The organism is Anaerostipes butyraticus, assembly GCF_016586355.1.
GTDB classification, from domain to species: Bacteria; Bacillota; Clostridia; order Lachnospirales; family Lachnospiraceae; genus Anaerostipes; species Anaerostipes butyraticus.
Map to the genome: position 1 here is coordinate 1 of NZ_BLYI01000046.1, position 17,097 is coordinate 17,097.

The following is a 17,097-nucleotide window of genomic DNA, read 5'->3' on the forward strand; positions in this document are numbered from 1 at the left end:
TGGACACAGCAAAAACTAGTTTTGGATGCTTTTTGAAAGCCTGTCCCATACTGTGGACACAATAAAAGCTGATCCAGGAGGAGGAAATCCCAGGAGAAGAGTGTGAAGGACTTCAGGAGATCAGTACAGGCTGCAGGTCTTAAAACTCAGGAAGTGGTTTTAACTGAAACCTCAGTAGTTTCTGCAACCAGCATGGAAGTGCAGTGAGGACAGCGTGTGGCATCGGCTGCAATTTTGCTTTTGCAGAAAGGACAGGTTTTTGTTTCAGGAGCGGCAGGCGCTGCCTTGTGTCCGAGGGATGTCAGCTTGTTGATTACTTTCAGAAGACAAAATAATACGAAAGCCATAATCAGGAAATTGACCAGAGAAGAAATAAAAGAAGAAAAGAATCCGGCGATATCCTTCAGGGTGTAAATTTCTCCTCCTGTGAAAAAATTCAAAATAGGATAAATAAAATTATTTGTAAGAGATGTAACAAGATTTGAAAAAGCGCCGCCAATGATAACGCCGACAGCCATATCCATCATGTTTCCGCGCAGGGCAAAAGTTTTAAATTCTTCTATAAATTTTTTCATAACAAAAATCCTTTCTTTTGTTTCTCAGATGCATATAAATGAACGAAATTATTATAGAGCGGGAAAGGATAACTTTTCAATAAATATCAGGAAAAATATTCTGGATTCTCTGGAAGGAACCGGAGGATCAATGAAGGATGCAGACAGAAAAAGAGACATGAAAAAACGGCCATTCAGCCAGAGTAAAAATCCATGACAGAATCGAAAGATGCAGGGACAGAAAAAAGAGAGAGAAAACCTTAAGAATACAGCACACAATTAAGATAAATAATATAGTACAGAATGTCCAGATAGGCTTGCATAATTTCCCATTGCTTAGTATAATATAGGAGTAATTTTACTGGTAAACTTGACAATCGGTGCCAGAAGAAGTTATACTTTGATAATCAAACTAAATTGAATGTATGAAGGAGAAAGATTATGTTAGAAAAGATGAAAGAAATCATTGCAGAGCAGTTAGGTGTAAGTGAAGATGAAGTTACATTAGAGGCTTCCTTCAAAGACGATCTGGACGCAGATTCTTTAGACTTATTCGAATTAGTTATGGCATTAGAAGAAGAATATGATGTTGAGATTCCATCTGATGATCTTACAGAACTGAATACTGTTGGAGATGTCATCAATTACTTAAAAGACAAGGGCGTAGAAGACTAAGAAATTTGTAAGATTGACTTATAACATATGTTATAAGTCAATTTTTTGAAGCATATATTTTGAGATTCAAAATAAATGAAATTGGCGAGGTGAGGATTATGGGTAAAACCGTATTTATGTTTCCTGGACAGGGAGCGCAGTATGTAGGTATGGGAAAAGATTTCTATGATGCTTTTGACTGCAGCAAAGAAATCTTTGACAAGGCGAATGAGGTTCTGGATATTGATGTAAAGAAGCTTTGTTTTGAAGAAAATGAAGATATCAATATCACTGAATTTACACAGGCGGCGATGGTCACAGCCAGCGTAGCAATTCTTAAGAAGCTGGAAGAGATGGGATTAAAAGCGGATATGGCAGCCGGACTGAGCCTTGGAGAATACTGTGCGCTGGTAGCAGGAAATGTTATGAGTTTCGAGGACGCTGTAAAAGTGGTAAGACAGAGAGGAATTCTGATGCAGGATACAGTTCCTGCGGGAGAAGGAGCTATGTCTGCGGTTCTTGGAATGAAAAAAGAAGAAATCGAAGCGGTTTTAGAAGGTGCAGAAGGAATCGTCACCATCGCGAATTATAACTGCCCTGGACAGATTGTGATTTCCGGAGAGACACAGGCAGTGGCAAAGGCAGGAGAGGCTCTGAAAGAGGCAGGAGCAAGAAGAGTGCTTCCGCTGAAAGTAAGCGGACCATTTCATTCTCCGATGTTGAAACCAGCTGGAGAGAAACTGCTTGATGTACTTTCTGATGTAGAGGTAAAAGATCCGGAGATTCCATATGTTTCTAATACAACGGCAGAATTTGTCACATCAAAAGATGATGTAAAGGAATTGCTTGGAAGACAGGTTTATTCTTCTGTCCGCTGGGAACAATCTATAGAGAAAATGATTGCGGACGGAGCAGATACATTCATTGAAATCGGACCTGGAAAGACTTTATGCGGATTTATGCGTAAGATCGATCGAAGTGTAAAAGCAATTAATGTTGCGACAGTAGAAGATTTGGAAAAAGTAAAGGAGATCTTGGGATGTTAGAAGGTAAAGTTGCAGTAGTCACCGGAGCAAGCCGTGGAATCGGAAGAGAGGTAGCTCTCACGCTTGCAGGATACGGAGCAACCGTCATTGTCAATTACTGTGGATCCAAAGATAAGGCAGAAGCAGTTGTGGAAGAGATCACAGCAGCCGGAGGAAATGCCAAGGCATACCAGGGAGATGTGTCTGATTTCAATGTGGCAAAAGAGATGATGACTTCTGTAAAGAAAGAATTTGGATCAATCGATATTCTTGTGAACAATGCGGGAATCACAAAAGATAACCTCATTATGAAAATGAGCGAAGAAGAATTTGATAAAGTCATTGAGGTTAATTTAAAGGGAGCCTTTAACTGCATGAAACATGTTTCAAGAATTATGCTGAAACAAAGATATGGTCATATTATCAATATGTCATCTGTTTCAGGCGTTATGGGAAATGCAGGACAGGTAAATTATTGTGCTTCAAAAGCTGGAATCATCGGTATGACGAAATCCCTGGCAAGGGAGCTGGGATCCAGAGGAATCACAGTGAACGCCATAGCTCCTGGATATATTCAGACGGAGATGACAGAGGTACTTCCGGATGATGTAAAAGAAAGCATTTTAGCAACGATTCCATTGAAACGCATGGGACAGACGAAAGATATAGCAGAGACGGTTGCGTTCTTAGCTTCTGATAAAGCTGCGTATATTACAGGACAGACCATCGGTGTCGATGGCGGAATGGGAATGTAAAGGAGAAGAACATGAGAGATTTGAAAAGGGTTGTCGTTACCGGTATGGGTGCTATTACTCCGATTGGAAACAGTGTAGAAGAGTTCTGGAGCAGTGTGAAGGAACAGAAGATCGGATTTGCTCCGATCACACATTTTGACGCATCAGAGTACAGGGCACATCTGGCAGCGGAAGTAAAAGATTTTGATCCGAAAAAATATATGGACAGAAAATCTATCCGGAGAATGGAATTGTTCTCTCAGTATGCGGTAGCTGCCGCAAAAGAGGCAATTGAGGATTCCGGACTGGATTTGGAAAAAGAAGATCTGGCAAGGATTGGTGTTTCTGTTGGTTCCGGAATCGGAAGTCTTCAGATCATTGAAAGCACGACCAGACTGATTGATGAAAAAGGACCGAGGAGAATCAAGCCGATGGCTGTGCCGATGATGATTTCCAACATGGCGGCGGGCAATGTTTCCATTGCATTTGGCCTGAGAGGAAAGAGCATCAATGTGGTGACTGCATGCGCCACAGGAACACAGTCCATAGGAGAAGCCTATCGTTCTATACAGATTGGAGAAGCGGATGTTATGGTGGCAGGAGGAACAGAAGCGGCTATCACTCCGGTAGCGGTTGGAGGTTTCGCTGCGCTGACAGCGTTAAGCTCTTCCGATGATCCTGAGAGAGCATCCATACCATTTGACAAAGAAAGAGACGGATTTGTCATTGGTGAAGGTGCGGGAGTCGTAGTACTTGAGACTCTGGAACATGCTCAGGCGAGAGGAGCAAAGATCCTGGCAGAGCTTGTAGGTTATGGCGCAACCAGTGATGCTTTCCATATTACTTCACCGGCTGAAGACGGCGAAGGGGCTGCAAGAGCCATGGAATTTGCTATGGAAGAAGCCGGTGTAAAACCGGAACAGATTGATTATATCAATGCCCATGGAACGAGCACACATGCGAATGACCTTTTTGAGACAATGGCGATCAAAAAAGCGCTTGGAGACAGCGCTTACAAAGTAAAGATCAGTTCCACAAAATCTATGATCGGACATGGACTGGGAGCTGCAGGAGCCATTGAATTTATTACCTGCGTAAAATCAATCGAAGACAATTACATCCATCCGACGGTTGGATTAAAGGTTCCGGATGAAGAGTGTGATCTTGATTATACACTGGAGCCGGTAACAGATCGCGAAGTAAATTATGTTATGAGTAATTCCCTTGGATTTGGAGGACATAACGCGACGCTTCTTGTGAAGAAATTCGAAGGATAGGAGGATCCGTAAATATGAAAATCGAAGAAATGAAGGAATTGATACAGGCGGTATCAGATTCAGAAGTAGATGAGTTTAAATACAGTGATGAAAAATGCTCTGTCCGCATCATGAAAAATAAGACACAGGTTGTTGCAGCGGAAGCTGTTCCGGCGGCAGCGGCAGCACCTGCTCCGGCAGCTGCGCCTGCGGCACCGGAAGAAAAAGAACCTGAAGTTGAAGGAAATCAGGTAAAAGCACCGCTTGTTGGTACATTCTACGCGGCTCCGTCTGAAGGAGCAGATCCGTTTGTATCTGTCGGAGACACTGTAAAGAAAGGACAGGTCATCGGAATCGTAGAGGCAATGAAACTTATGAATGAAGTAGAAAGCGATTATGACGGAACAGTAGCTGAAATCCTTGTAGAAAACGGTGAGATGGTAGAATACGGACAGCCATTGATCGTGGTCAAATAAAAAGGGGGCATATCATGTTAATGGACATTAAAGATATTATGAACACGATTCCCCACAGAAGTCCTTTTCTGCTGGTTGACCGTGTAGAAGAAATGGAAACCGGAAAACGTATTTTGGCAAAGAAATGTGTTACATATAACGAGCCTTTTTTTGCAGGACATTTTCCTCAGGAACCGGTTATGCCGGGTGTCCTGATCATTGAGGCACTGGCTCAGGCCGGCGCGATCTGTGTACTTTCTGATGAAGCAAACAAAGGGAAGATCGCATTTCTCGGTGGTGTAAACAAAGCAAAATTCCGCGGCAAAGTTGTTCCGGGAGATGTGCTGTCTCTGGAAGTTGAGATCATTAAGGTCAAAGGACCGGTTGGTGTCGGAAAAGGAACGGCCAAAGTAGACGGAAAAGTTGTTGCATCTGGGGAAATCACATTTATGATTGGATAAGAGAGGGTGTCGATATATGTTTAAAAAGATACTAATCGCAAACAGAGGTGAGATTGCAGTACGAATCATCCGTGCCTGTCGTGAGATGGATATCATGTCTGTAGCCATCTGCTCGGAAGCAGATAAAGACGCTCTGCATGCTCAGCTGGCAGATGAGACTGTCTGTATCGGGCCGGCTCCGGCTAAAGACAGTTATCTGGATATGGAGCGTGTCGTAGGAGCAGCAATGGCAGTTGGCGCTGATGCGATTCATCCGGGATTTGGTTTCCTGTCAGAAAACAGTAAATTCGTACGGATGTGTGAAAAATGCAATATCACATTCATCGGACCTTCTGCTGAGATCATCGATAAGATGGGAAATAAATCTGAGGCAAGGAAGACGATGATGGAAGCAGGCGTTCCTGTTGTTCCGGGAACGAAAGATGCCGTTTATGAAGCAGAAGAAGGCAAAAAAATCGCGGATGAGATGGGATATCCGGTTATGATCAAGGCTTCTGCCGGAGGCGGAGGAAAGGGTATGCGTGTATGCTACTCCTCTGATGAATTCGTGCATACATTTGAAACAGCAAAACTGGAGGCAGAGAACGCTTTTGGAGACGGAACCATGTATATTGAAAAATATATTGAGGATCCAAGGCATATTGAGTTCCAGATTCTTGCGGACAAATATGGAAATGCCATTCATCTGGGAGAACGTGACTGCTCCATTCAGAGAAGACATCAGAAACTTATTGAAGAATCTCCTTCACCGGCAATCGATGAAGAGACAAGAGAAAGAATGGGAAAAATTGCCGTCAAGGCAGCGAAGGCAGCTGGATATTACAGTGCCGGAACCATTGAGTTTCTGAGAGACAAGCATGGAGAATTCTATTTTATTGAGATGAATACAAGAATTCAGGTAGAGCATCCGGTAACAGAGTGGGTTACAGGAATCGATCTGATTCGTGAGCAGATCCGCATCGCAGCCGGGCAGCCGCTGACTTACAGCCAGGATGATATCCAGGTACGCGGCCATGCGATTGAGGTACGTATCAATGCCGAAGATACAGAACATGATTTCCGCCCGAGCCCTGGAACTGTAACAAATGTACATTTTCCGGGAGGCAAGGGAGTCAGAATTGATTCAGCTCTGTTTGCAGGCTATGAGATTCCGCCATACTATGATTCCATGGTGGCGAAACTGATCGTATACGATAAGAACCGGCAGCTTGCTTTAAGAAAGCTCAGAAACGCTTTAGGAGAAGTTGTACTGGAAGGAATTAAGACGAACATCGATTATCAGTATGAGATCATCAACGATCCGGATTTTATCGCGGGAAATGTGGATACCGGATTTATTGAGAGATTTCAGAAGGCAAGGGAAGAGAAGTCGGAGGATGAATAACAATGCCATTAAAAGAAATGTTTAAGAAGCGGACTTTAACGCCGCAGGAGAAAAAACAGGCAGAACGAATCCGTAAAGCGAAAGACACTCTGTTAGAATATCAGGTGCCGGAAGGGCTGTTCCAGAAATGCAGCAGCTGCGGAAAGCCTGTGTATAACGAAGATATCATTGAAAATTATTACATTTGTCCTTACTGTGGAAGTTATTTCAGAGTACGTCCGAGAAACCGAATTGCTATGGTGCTGGACAAAGGAACTTTCCAGGAATGGGATGAAAGAATGGAAACTTCAGATCCATTGAACTTTCCGGGTTACAAGAAGAAACTGGAACGTCAGAAATCTGTAACGAATATGGATGAGGCCGTTATCACTGGAAAAGGTGAAATCGGAGGCAAAGAAGTTGTGATCGCCGTTATGGGAGCTGATTTCATGATGGGAAGCATGGGAGAAGTAGTAGGAGAAAAGATCACCCGTGCAGTTGAGAGAGCAACAGAGATGAGGCTTCCGGTCATTATTTTCACATGTTCCGGAGGAGCCAGAATGCAGGAAGGAATCATTTCTCTGATGCAGATGGCAAAGACTTCAGCAGCTCTTCGAAAACATGATGAGGCCGGTCTCCTTTATATTACGGTTCTTACAGATCCGACTACAGGCGGTGTCACTGCAAGTTTTGCCATGCTTGGTGATGTCATCCTGGCTGAGCCGGGAGCGCTGGTTGGATTCGCAGGACCTAGGGTTATCGAGCAGACCATCGGACAGAAGCTGCCGGAAGGATTCCAGAGATCAGAATTTCTGCTGGAGCATGGATTTGTTGATAAAATCGTGGAACGTAAAAATCTTCGCAAAGTATTGAATACGATTATAAGGAGTTGTGAATATGAGCAGTAATTTTACACCTTGGGAGAGGGTGGAAATATCCCGATCACCGGAACGCCCAACCAGCCTTGATTACATTTCTACGATTTTTGACCGTTATATGTCTCTTCATGGAGACCGTCTCTATGGGGATGACAAAGCTGTCGTAGGAGGACTGGCTTCCATCGGTGGAAGAGCAGTTACAGTCATTGGACAGCAGAAAGGACGTTCCACAAAAGAAAATATTATGAGGAATTTCGGAATGCCTCTGCCGGAAGGATATCGAAAATCTCTGCGTCTGATGCGCCAGGCAGAAAAATTCCACAGACCGATCATTCTGTTTGTGGATACTCCGGGTGCTTTCTGCGGAATCGAAGCAGAAGAGCGGGAAGTAGGAGAAGCAATCGCAAGAAATCTGTTTGAAATGTCAAATATGAAAGTGCCGATTCTTTCTATTATGATCGGAGAAGGCGGAAGCGGAGGAGCCATTGCCATGGCAGTGGGAAATGAAGTGTGGAGCATGGAAAATGCGACATATTCTGTTTTGTCTCCGGAAGGTTTTGCTGCAATTCTCTGGAAAGATGGAAACCGTGCTTCAGAAGCGGCAAAAGTAATGAAGATTACGGCCCAGGATCTGAAAGAACTTGGTGTTGTGGAAGAAGTAATTGAAGAACAGGAACCGGCGTGCATTGATAATATTCTGGAAATTTCTGAAAAAATGAAAGGCATGATCTGTGATTTCCTGGAGAGATACGATAAAATGACTCCGGAGCAGATTGTTAATCAGAGATATGAAAGATTCCGTAAATTCTGATTAAAAGGAATAAGGATCATTTAATACAGTTTGATAAAAGACAAAAAAAGTTCAGACATGATGTCTGAACTTTTTTTGTCTTTTACACATCTACCAGAATAACGTTTGTCATTTCACTGATGGAATCATAGATTGGTTTTGGAAGATCGCTGTCGGTGATGAAATAATCGATATCTCTCCAGCTCGCGTACTGGATCAAAGCGGAAGTTGACGCTTTGGAACTGTCAGAGATAACAACATTTAATTTGGAGTTAGGGATAATAGCCTGTTTTGTCTGAGCATCTGCAAAAGCAGAAACCGCCGGACCTTTATGCTGTTCAAATCCGTTAGTTCCAAGGAAAGAAACAGCGACTTTCAGATTGTTGATAAAGTTAGTTGCCTGGAATCCTTCTGCGGACATATTGCCGGAGTTCAGCTGCCCTCCGGTTATGATCGTTGTGTTGTCACTGTTGATCAGAACATTGGCAGCGCTTAAAGAACAAGTGACGATCGTACATCCGGAACGCTGACTCAACAATTTTGCCATATGAACGATCGTACTCCCGGCGTCCAGGTAAATAACTCCTGTCGGCGGGATAAAATCCAGGGCTTTTTCACAAAGCTTGATTTTAATATCTGCATCTTTATTAATTCTTGTTTCTATCGGAACAGTTCCAAATTCATACATGGAAGTTGCACCGCCGTGACTTCTCTGTGCAGCGCCGATTTCGTTCAGATAAGACAAATCGCGGCGGATCGTCTCGCGGGAAACCTGAAATTGTTCAGCCAGCTGTCCGATTTTCACACTGCCGTTGTCATGCAGCAGTTTTAGTATCTCTTTTTGCCGCTCAGCGGCGATCAATTTGCCCATATAGTATCTCCTTCCTGATATTATAAGTTTATTTTACAGCATGTGAATGCACAGGTCAACGTGTACAATTCCCGATTACCCTCAAAAAGTCACAAAATGCAACATTAATATTGACAAATGTGGCAAAATGAATTATTATAACATCATAAAACAACAAAATAACACATAAAATCACACGAAAATGCATTTAAGGAGGAATAAAGGATGGAGGCCCAGAAATTAAAGATCATTACAAATGAACTGTCAAAATATGCAGACAGGGTAAAAGAGGAAGAGATACAGGCTGCAGCGGATCTTATGATATCGGCAGATAAGATTTTTCTGGCGGGAGCAGGACGTTCAGGACTGGCTGCCAGAGCGTTTGCAAACCGGCTGCTTCATATGGGGTTTGATGTGCACTTTGTGGGGGAGATTTCCTGCCCGCGAATCAGAGAGAATGATGTAATCGTATTAGGATCCGGTTCCGGAACGACAAAAAGTCTGATTGTCATGGGAGAGAAAGCGAAAGATGTGGGAGCGAAAATCATGACGGTTACAATGTTTCCGGATCATACGATTGGTGAAATGGCAGATGTCATTGTGAAAGTTCCGGGATCTACTCCAAAGAAAGCGGCAGGTGAAGAAAACCCGGCACAATCTGTACAGCCGATGGGAAATCTTTTTGAACAGCTGAGCTGGCTGACTTATGACAGTATTATTATGGTTTTAATGGATAAGCTTGGACAGACAAGCGAAGAGATGATGGAACGTCATACAAATTTGGAATAAAGGAGTTTCAAAATGCAGAGATTTGTAAATGATCCGGATTATATTGTGGACGATATGGTGAAAGGCTTTGTGAAGGCTCATGAAGATCTGATCGTAAAATCTGAGAAAAATGACAGAGTGGTGAAATATAAGAATGCGCCGGTAGAAGGCAAGGTCGGGCTGGTAACCGGAGGGGGAAGCGGACATGAGCCGGCGTTTCTTGGATATGTAGGAGAAAATATGATGGATGCGGCTGCGGTCGGTGAGATTTTTTCCTCTCCATCTGCTCAGACATTTTATGATGCTTTCCTGGAAGCTGACGCCGGAAAAGGAGTTGCCTGTCTTTTTGGAAATTATGCCGGTGACAATATGAATGTTAAAATGGCAATTCGAAAAGCAGGAAAAAAGGGTGTGGAAGTAAAAATGGTTGCTGCCACAGACGATATTTCTTCTTCTCCAAAGGAAACAAAGGAGAAACGTCATGGCATCGCCGGCGGTGTGTTTATGTGGAAAATCGGAGGAGCGAGAGCGGCTCTCGGCGGCAGTCTGGATGAGGTGATTCAATCTGCGCAGAAAGCGGTGGACGCCACAAGAAGTATCTGCGTGGGACTGGAACCATGTACGATTCCAGCGGTAGGACATCCTAATTTCAATATAGAAAATGGAAAAATGGAATTTGGGATTGGACATCATGGGGAGCCGGGGATGAATGTTCAGGAACTGAAGTCTGCAGACGAAATCGCAGATCAGATGACGGAAGCGGTCTGTGAAGACCTGGAACTGGCCAGAGGAGATGAAACAGCGGTCATCTTATCGGGACTGGGAGCGACGCCGGTGATGGAACAGTATGTATTATATGGCAGGGCAGAAAAGTATCTGGAGCGGAAAGGCATCCATGTTTATAGAGCGTTTGTAGGAAATTATGTTACATCGCTGGATATGAATGGTGCGGCTCTGACGATTATGCGCCTGGATGATGAATTGAAAGAACTATTGGATTATGAGGCTGGATGTCCTGGCCTGACAGTAAAAGCAAAATAAAATCAGGAGGAAGAAACATGAAGGCGGTACATTTTGGAGCAGGAAAGATTGGACGAGGTTTTATTGCGGAATTGCTGCATGACACCGGGTACGAAATAGTATTTGTAGATGTGAATGAAGCAGTGAATCAGGAATTAAATCAGTACCATAACTACTATCTGTATGTGATTGAAGAAGATTATAAGAGAAAGGAGATAGATAAAGTTTCCGCCCTCTCCCCGGCTGCGCAGCCGGAAGAAGTGACAACAGCCATTGTGGAGGCGGATCTGGTGACAACAGCAGTGCTGGCAGATAATTTTCCTAAGATTGCCGGAAATCTTGCAAAGGGTCTCAAGGCAAGACTGGATGCAGGAAAAGAGAAGATCAATGTAATTCCATGTGAAAATGCAATTTTATGCGGAGATATGCTGAAGAAAGAAATTCTTGCCACAGGTATTCTGACAGAGGGGGAGCTGGATCAGATTGCATCAGTGCCGAATACGGCAGTGGATCGAATGGTATTTGGAATAGACCGTGACGGAAGAGATGGAATCGAAATTGGAAAAGATCATGAGCTGGTAATTGAAAAAGAGAAACTTACGGATCCGGAAAAGGAACCAATCAAAGGAGCTGAGTATACAGACAATCTTCAAAAATTTCTGGAAAGGAAATTATATGTGATCAACTGCGGTCATGCATGGTCTGGATATATGGCGCATTTAATGGGATATAAGATCATTCAGGATTATTTTGCGAAAGAAGAAAATGTAGAGATGACAAGAGCCGTGATGAGAGAAGTGGCTGCTCTTGTGGAAAAGAAACATGGGTTTACTCATCAGGAAATGGAAGATTATGTGAATTTTGCACTGAACCGTTTCCTGACACCGGGAATTACAGATACGGTGGAGCGAATTTCCAGAGCGCCGATTCGGAAACTGGGGGCAGATGACCGTCTGGTGGGACCGGCTTCTCAGTGTGAAGAACTGGGACTTCCAAATGAATTGCTGTTAAAAGGAATTGCGGCAGCATTTCTATTTGATGTAAAAACAGATGAACAGTCTGTGGAACTGCTTTCCTATGTGAGGGAACATGGAATTGAAAAAGCAATCCCTCATTTTACCGGAATTCAGGAAGGAAGCAGGATGTTTGCGGAGATTGTAAAAAATTATGACGAATTAAAGAAACAGTATAAATAACATAATGATATTTAAAAGATCAGGAGGAGAGAATCATGAAATTACAGTTGGCTTTGGATGAAATGAAAATGGATGCAGCGCTGGAAATGATGGAGAAGGTAAAAGATTACGTAGACATTATTGAAATCGGAACACCTTTTTGTCTTGATGCAGGCAACAATGCGGTAGAGACTTTTAAAAAGGCTTATCCTGACAAGGAAATACTGGCAGACTGCAAGATTATGGATGGCGGATATCTGGAAGCGGAAAATGCGATCAAAGCAGGGGCAGACTATGTAACTGTGTGCGCTGCTGCGGATGTTCTGACAGTAAAAGGGGCCTTTCGGGCAACACAGGATTACGGAAAGAAACTGGTCGTTGATATGATCACGATCGAGGATATTCCTGGGAAAGTGGCGGAATTGGAAGAGATCGGAGTTGACGTACTGGCAGTGCATACCGGAGCGGATGCTCAGGCGGTTGGAAGAGAGCCAATCCAGGATCTTAAAGTCATGACCGGCAGCGCAAAGAAAGCTAAAATCGCAGTTGCCGGAGGAATCAGCAGCAAGACGATTGACAAATATGCCGCTTTAAAACCGGAAATCATTATTGTAGGAAGTGCCATAGGAAATGCCGAAGATCCGGCGGCAGAAGCAAAAGCAATCAAAGAGGCAATGATGTAGGAGGATACGGGATGACAGAGTGTAAAAATATTTTTGAGATTTTAGAGGAACTAAAGGAAAATGCGGAACAGATAGATGATGACAAGTTAAAAGAAGTAGAGAAACTGATCACGGAAGCAAATCGTATCTTTATCAGCGGAGCCGGGCGCTCCGGGTTTGCGGCCAGAGGATTTTCCAATCGTCTGATGCATCTTGGATATACGGTATATTTTGTGGGAGAGCCTACCACGCCGTCCATTCAGGAAGGCGATCTTCTGATCGTCGGTTCCGGTTCCGGTAATACAGCAAGTCTTGTATCTAATACAAAAAAAGCCAAAGAACAGGGGGCAAAGGTGGCGACTCTTACCATGTTCCTGGAGAATACGATTGGCTCTATGGCGGATGCGGCAATCCGGATTCCAGGAGTGACGGAAAAAGTCGAAGGGAAAGGCCAGGACAGCGTCCAGGCGGCAGGATCTTCTTTCGAGGAATTATGCTGGATTACATATGACGCCATGGTTATGGATCTTATGAAGCTTACAAATCAGACAGATAAGGATTTATTTAAACGCCATGCCAATATGGAATAGGAGACATCTGCAATAGAACAACAGAAATGAAAATGGGGAGTGCTGCATTGCTGACAGTGCTCCCTTTATAAGTATGAAAGCAGGAGGGTGGAATGGAATACAAAAGGAAATTAAGGAATGGAGTTGAGATGCCGTATCTTGGATTTGGAACGTGGAAGTTAAAAGACGATCAATGTGCGGATATGGTACAGTACGCCCTGGAAAACGGATATGATGCTATAGATACCGCGCAGGTATATTTAAATGAAGAAGCAGTTGGCGAGGGAATCCGGCGTTCCGGAAAGAAAAGAGAAGAAATCTTTGTCACGACAAAAGTCAGGAACCGTTTTCAGGGATATGATTCTACGCTATATGCGGTGGAAGCTTCTCTGAAACGATTGGGTATGGAGTATTTAGATCTGTACCTGATCCACTGGCCGGGAGAAAAGATGTATATTCCCACATGGAAGGCACTGGTGCGGCTGTATGAAGAAGGGGTATTGCGGGCGGTTGGAGTGAGTAATTTTTATCCGGAACATATGGAAGCATGCGCCCAGGAAACAGGAGTAATGCCGATGGTGGATCAGATCGAGATGCATCCGTATTTGGTCCAGTATGAAATCATAGATTACTGCCGGGAGCACAATGTATTTCCGGTGGCATGGAGTCCGCTTGCGGCAGCAGGAGAAAGCAGGAAAGACAGCAAAACAGAAAAAGGAGAGGAGAGAATGAAGGTGGAAAGTCCCATGAAAGATCCGGTGATCATTAAAATCGCAGAGAATCATCAGAAAACTCCTGGTCAGATTATTCTCCGCTGGCATATCCAGAATGGGTTCGGTGCTGTACCGAAGTCTTCGAATCCAGGAAGAATTAAAGAAAATAAGGGAATTTTTGATTTCAGTCTGGAAGAAAATGAGATGAACCAGATCTGGAATATGACCAAAAAACAGATTCGAATCGGGGATGACGGAAAAACTTATCGCTTTCTGCTGCTGGAAGAATTAATCCGGGAAGGAAAAGAACCGAAGAAAGACCGGTTTGGAAATTATTTATAAAATATAAGTTCTTTCACTTGTGGGACAAACAGGTGAAAGAGCTTATATTTTTTGCGCAATGTGCGTGAGGTACCACGATAATCAAATAGAGGGGCAGGGAACCTCCGCCTGCCGGAATCGGTGTGTCTGTGTTAAAATCGTTTGAAATGGGAACAAGAATAAGTAAAATAAGCATGAAGATGAAATTTTTTCGAAAACTTTTTAACTGGAACAGTTCCTTCATAAAAATTCCTTCTTATTGAATCAGCTGTAAGACAACAGACTGATATGTGATAGAAATGATACGAATTGATTTATCTGTATTGCATCATACAATATATTATCCGACAATTATACGGTATAGATGATATATGGAAGAAGTGCTGCGCGATGGTGTCAAATGCCCGGTTGGCAGAAAGAGGAAAAATGAGTTTCTTCTATTATATATAGGATGCACATGACAGGAAAAAACTCCTGCATTGTACTTTCTTCCATACATACAAAAAAAGTGAAAAAAGTCCTTGCATTTCCCTGTTTTTTCATATATAATCAAATCGTTGTGACCTTGATAGCGTTGAAGCGTGAGGTTGCTGTATCGGTAAAAGCCGGTACAGGTTTTCCGTGGAGCGAATGTCAAGTTGTTAAAACTGGCGACAAGTCACTGTACGAATTACAATCTATTTATTGTCGAAAGATCGAGAGCGTATGAATAGAGACGCAGTGTGTAGATTTCACGATACACACGGAGGAGTGTACAGTCACCACTTGTCGTGCTACAAGCAAATTATAGTACGAAAAGGAGGCGGCTTTTTTTATGGCAGCAAGTCAGGTAATGAGAATTACATTAAAAGCATATGATCATCAGTTAATTGATGCATCTGCAAAGAGTATTATCGAAACAGTAAAGAAAACAGGATCTAAGGTTAGCGGACCGGTACCTATGCCGACAAAGAAGGAAATCATCACAATCCTTCGTGCGACACATAAGTACAAAGATTCCAGAGAGCAGTTCGAGCAGAGAACTCACAAAAGACTGATCGATATCATTACACCGACACAGAAAACAGTTGATGCTTTATCCAAACTGGAAGTACCAGCTGGTGTGTACATCGACATCAAGATGAAAACAAAATAGTAATCCCCTTGAGCTTTTTGGGCGTCTAGGATGATTACAACGTCACACGTTATAATCCGCTGTAGATTAAATAGGAGGAATATCTAAAATGAAAAAAGCGATTTTAACAACAAAGATCGGTATGACACAGATCTTTAACGAAGATGGAGTATTAACTCCAGTCACTGTACTGCAGGCAGGACCATGTGTTGTAACACAGGTTAAAACAGTAGAAAATGACGGATACAGTGCAGTTCAGGTAGGTTTCGTTGACAAGAAAGAAAAAGGAATCAACAAACCTCAGAAAGGACACTTTGATAAAGCAGAAGTATCTCCAAAGAGATATGTAAGAGAATTCAGATTTGAAAATGCTGAAGAATATACAGTTGGACAGGAAATCAAAGCTGACATTTTTGCAGCTGGAGACAAGATTGACGCAACTGCAACATCTAAAGGTAAAGGATACGCTGGTGGTATCAAACGTCACGGTTTGAAATCAGGTCCATCCAGCCATGGTTCTAAATATCATCGTCACGCTGGTTCCAATGGTATGGCTTCTGATCCTAGCAAAGTATTCAAAGGAAAGAAGATGCCAGGACAGATGGGTGCAGAAAGAGTTACAATCCAGAACCTGGAAGTAGTAAGAGTTGACGCTGATGAAAACATTATTTTAGTAAAAGGTTCCGTACCAGGACCAAAGAAATCTTTAGTAATGTTAAAAGAATCAGTAAAGGCGTAGGTCTTTAGAAGAAAGGAGGACTATATAAGATGGCAACAGTATCTGTGTTGAATATGGAAGGCAAAGAAGTTGATAAATTAGATCTTAATGACAGCATCTTTGGCGTAGAAATAAATGAACATTTAGTACATCTGGCAGTTGTAAGCCAGCTGGCAAACAATCGTCAGGGAACTCAGAAAGCTAAAACACGTTCTGAAGTTCGCGGCGGTGGAAGAAAACCTTGGAGACAGAAAGGAACAGGTCATGCAAGACAGGGATCTATCCGTGCTCCACAGTGGACAGGCGGAGGAGTTGTATTTGCTCCAACACCAAGAAGCTATACAAAGAAATTAAACAAGAAAGAAAGACGTCTGGCTCTGAAGTCTGCACTGACATCCAGAGTACAGGAAAACAAATTCATTGTTGTTGACGAATTCAAATTTGATGAAATCAAAACAAAGAATGTAAAGAACATGCTGGACAGCTTCAATGTAAAGAAAGCTCTGGTTGTTATGAATGGAAAGAACGACAACCTGATTTTATCTGCCAGAAACATCCCTGGTGTTAAAACAGCATTAACAAGCACGATCAATGTGTATGATATTTTGAAATATGACACTGTAGTTGTTTCTAAGGAAGCAGTTGCAAATATCGAGGAGGTATATGCATAATGGCAGATATTAAATATTATGACGTTATCTTAAAGCCGGTTATCACAGAAAAAAGCATGAATGCTATGGCTGAGAAGAAATATACTTTTTTAGTTCATCCATCTGCAACGAAATCCCAGATTAAAGAAGCAGTGGAAAAAATGTTCGAAGGAACAAAAGTAGAAAAAGTCAACACAATGAACAGCGCAGGAAAGACAAAGAGACGTGGAATGACTTTTGGAAAAACTGCTAAGACAAAGAAAGCAATCGTTCAGCTGACAGAAGAAAGCGCTGATATCGAAATCTTCGAAGGATTATAAAATCCGGCGGAAACGAAAGACAAGGCAGTAAACTATACGCAACACAA

The 17,097-nt window shown here is 42.8% G+C and carries 19 protein-coding genes and 1 pseudogene; 18 read left to right on the plus strand and 2 right to left on the minus strand.

The genetic code is table 11. The features are described from left to right. Nucleotides 1–146 precede the first annotated feature (146 nt). The gene (gene mscL, locus JMF81_RS10565; RefSeq protein ID WP_201311423.1) at nt 147–575 is read right to left on the minus strand and encodes a large conductance mechanosensitive channel protein MscL; all 429 of its coding nucleotides are present in this window, start codon (nt 573–575) and stop codon (nt 147–149) included. Nucleotides 576–995: 420 nt separating this feature from the next. Here mscL and acpP point away from each other — a divergent pair, with 420 nt between their 5' ends. The 8 genes and pseudogenes from acpP to JMF81_RS16800 all read left to right on the plus strand — a co-directional run bounded on the left by acpP (nt 996) and on the right by JMF81_RS16800 (nt 8,191). Further along, nucleotides 996–1,229, plus strand: coding sequence for an acyl carrier protein (gene acpP, locus JMF81_RS10570; RefSeq protein WP_201311424.1), 234 nt, complete (start codon nt 996–998; stop codon nt 1,227–1,229). 98 nt (nt 1,230–1,327) lie between these two features. Next, nucleotides 1,328–2,254 (plus strand): ACP S-malonyltransferase, encoded by a 927-nt coding sequence (fabD, locus tag JMF81_RS10575; protein WP_201311425.1) that lies wholly within the window; start codon nt 1,328–1,330, stop codon nt 2,252–2,254. Next, nucleotides 2,248–2,988: a 3-oxoacyl-[acyl-carrier-protein] reductase gene (gene fabG, locus JMF81_RS10580; RefSeq protein ID WP_201311426.1), complete on the plus strand. Its 741-nt coding sequence runs from the start codon at nt 2,248–2,250 to the stop codon at nt 2,986–2,988. Before fabD ends, fabG begins: the two co-directional genes overlap by 7 nt. A gap of 11 nt (nt 2,989–2,999) precedes the next feature. Then, nucleotides 3,000–4,244, plus strand: a complete 1,245-nt coding sequence (fabF, locus tag JMF81_RS10585; protein WP_330597402.1) for a beta-ketoacyl-ACP synthase II — start codon at nt 3,000–3,002, stop codon at nt 4,242–4,244. A gap of 14 nt (nt 4,245–4,258) precedes the next feature. Then, a complete protein-coding gene (gene accB, locus JMF81_RS10590) occupies nt 4,259–4,699 on the plus strand; it encodes an acetyl-CoA carboxylase biotin carboxyl carrier protein (protein WP_201311427.1) in 441 nt (146 codons plus the stop codon). Between the two features lie 14 nt (nt 4,700–4,713). Further along, the gene (fabZ, locus tag JMF81_RS10595) at nt 4,714–5,139 is read left to right on the plus strand and encodes a 3-hydroxyacyl-ACP dehydratase FabZ (RefSeq protein ID WP_201311428.1); all 426 of its coding nucleotides are present in this window, start codon (nt 4,714–4,716) and stop codon (nt 5,137–5,139) included. A 16-nt stretch (nt 5,140–5,155) separates the two neighbouring features. Then, nucleotides 5,156–6,523, plus strand: coding sequence for an acetyl-CoA carboxylase biotin carboxylase subunit (locus JMF81_RS10600; RefSeq protein WP_201311429.1), 1,368 nt, complete (start codon nt 5,156–5,158; stop codon nt 6,521–6,523). A 2-nt stretch (nt 6,524–6,525) separates the two neighbouring features. Then, nucleotides 6,526–8,191: pseudogene (locus JMF81_RS16800) on the plus strand (acetyl-CoA carboxylase carboxyltransferase subunit alpha). 82 nt (nt 8,192–8,273) lie between these two features. On the opposite strand, the gene JMF81_RS10615 reads toward JMF81_RS16800, so the two are convergent. After that, nucleotides 8,274–9,041: a DeoR/GlpR family DNA-binding transcription regulator gene (locus tag JMF81_RS10615; protein ID WP_201311432.1), complete on the minus strand. Its 768-nt coding sequence runs from the start codon at nt 9,039–9,041 to the stop codon at nt 8,274–8,276. Nucleotides 9,042–9,245: 204 nt separating this feature from the next. Here JMF81_RS10615 and hxlB (JMF81_RS10620) point away from each other — a divergent pair, with 204 nt between their 5' ends. From hxlB (JMF81_RS10620) to rplW, 10 genes are all read left to right on the plus strand, one after another. After that, the gene (gene hxlB, locus JMF81_RS10620; RefSeq protein ID WP_201311433.1) at nt 9,246–9,809 is read left to right on the plus strand and encodes a 6-phospho-3-hexuloisomerase; all 564 of its coding nucleotides are present in this window, start codon (nt 9,246–9,248) and stop codon (nt 9,807–9,809) included. A gap of 12 nt (nt 9,810–9,821) precedes the next feature. Beyond that, entirely contained in the window at nt 9,822–10,829 is a 1,008-nt protein-coding gene (locus JMF81_RS10625) for a dihydroxyacetone kinase subunit DhaK (RefSeq protein WP_201311434.1), read from the plus strand. 17 nt (nt 10,830–10,846) lie between these two features. Further along, nucleotides 10,847–12,004: a mannitol-1-phosphate 5-dehydrogenase gene (locus JMF81_RS10630; protein WP_201311435.1), complete on the plus strand. Its 1,158-nt coding sequence runs from the start codon at nt 10,847–10,849 to the stop codon at nt 12,002–12,004. Nucleotides 12,005–12,039: 35 nt separating this feature from the next. Then, nucleotides 12,040–12,666 carry a 3-hexulose-6-phosphate synthase gene (hxlA, locus tag JMF81_RS10635; RefSeq protein WP_201311436.1) on the plus strand — a complete coding sequence of 209 codons (627 nt, stop codon included), beginning with the start codon at nt 12,040–12,042 and terminating at the stop codon, nt 12,664–12,666. A gap of 11 nt (nt 12,667–12,677) precedes the next feature. Next, on the plus strand, nt 12,678–13,235 hold the full coding sequence (gene hxlB, locus JMF81_RS10640; protein ID WP_201311437.1) for a 6-phospho-3-hexuloisomerase: 558 nt from the start codon (nt 12,678–12,680) through the stop codon (nt 13,233–13,235). A gap of 92 nt (nt 13,236–13,327) precedes the next feature. Continuing rightward, nucleotides 13,328–14,269: an aldo/keto reductase gene (locus JMF81_RS10645; RefSeq protein ID WP_201311438.1), complete on the plus strand. Its 942-nt coding sequence runs from the start codon at nt 13,328–13,330 to the stop codon at nt 14,267–14,269. A 793-nt stretch (nt 14,270–15,062) separates the two neighbouring features. Further along, nucleotides 15,063–15,383: a 30S ribosomal protein S10 gene (gene rpsJ / locus JMF81_RS10650; protein WP_201311439.1), complete on the plus strand. Its 321-nt coding sequence runs from the start codon at nt 15,063–15,065 to the stop codon at nt 15,381–15,383. Between the two features lie 88 nt (nt 15,384–15,471). Further along, the gene (gene rplC / locus JMF81_RS10655; protein ID WP_201311440.1) at nt 15,472–16,101 is read left to right on the plus strand and encodes a 50S ribosomal protein L3; all 630 of its coding nucleotides are present in this window, start codon (nt 15,472–15,474) and stop codon (nt 16,099–16,101) included. Between the two features lie 29 nt (nt 16,102–16,130). Next, nucleotides 16,131–16,751 carry a 50S ribosomal protein L4 gene (gene rplD, locus JMF81_RS10660; RefSeq protein WP_201311441.1) on the plus strand — a complete coding sequence of 207 codons (621 nt, stop codon included), beginning with the start codon at nt 16,131–16,133 and terminating at the stop codon, nt 16,749–16,751. After that, complete coding sequence (gene rplW / locus JMF81_RS10665) at nt 16,751–17,050, plus strand: 50S ribosomal protein L23 (RefSeq protein WP_201311442.1); 300 nt, start codon at nt 16,751–16,753, stop codon at nt 17,048–17,050. The genes rplD and rplW overlap by 1 nt, the downstream gene beginning before the upstream one ends. Nucleotides 17,051–17,097: the final 47 nt, after the last annotated feature.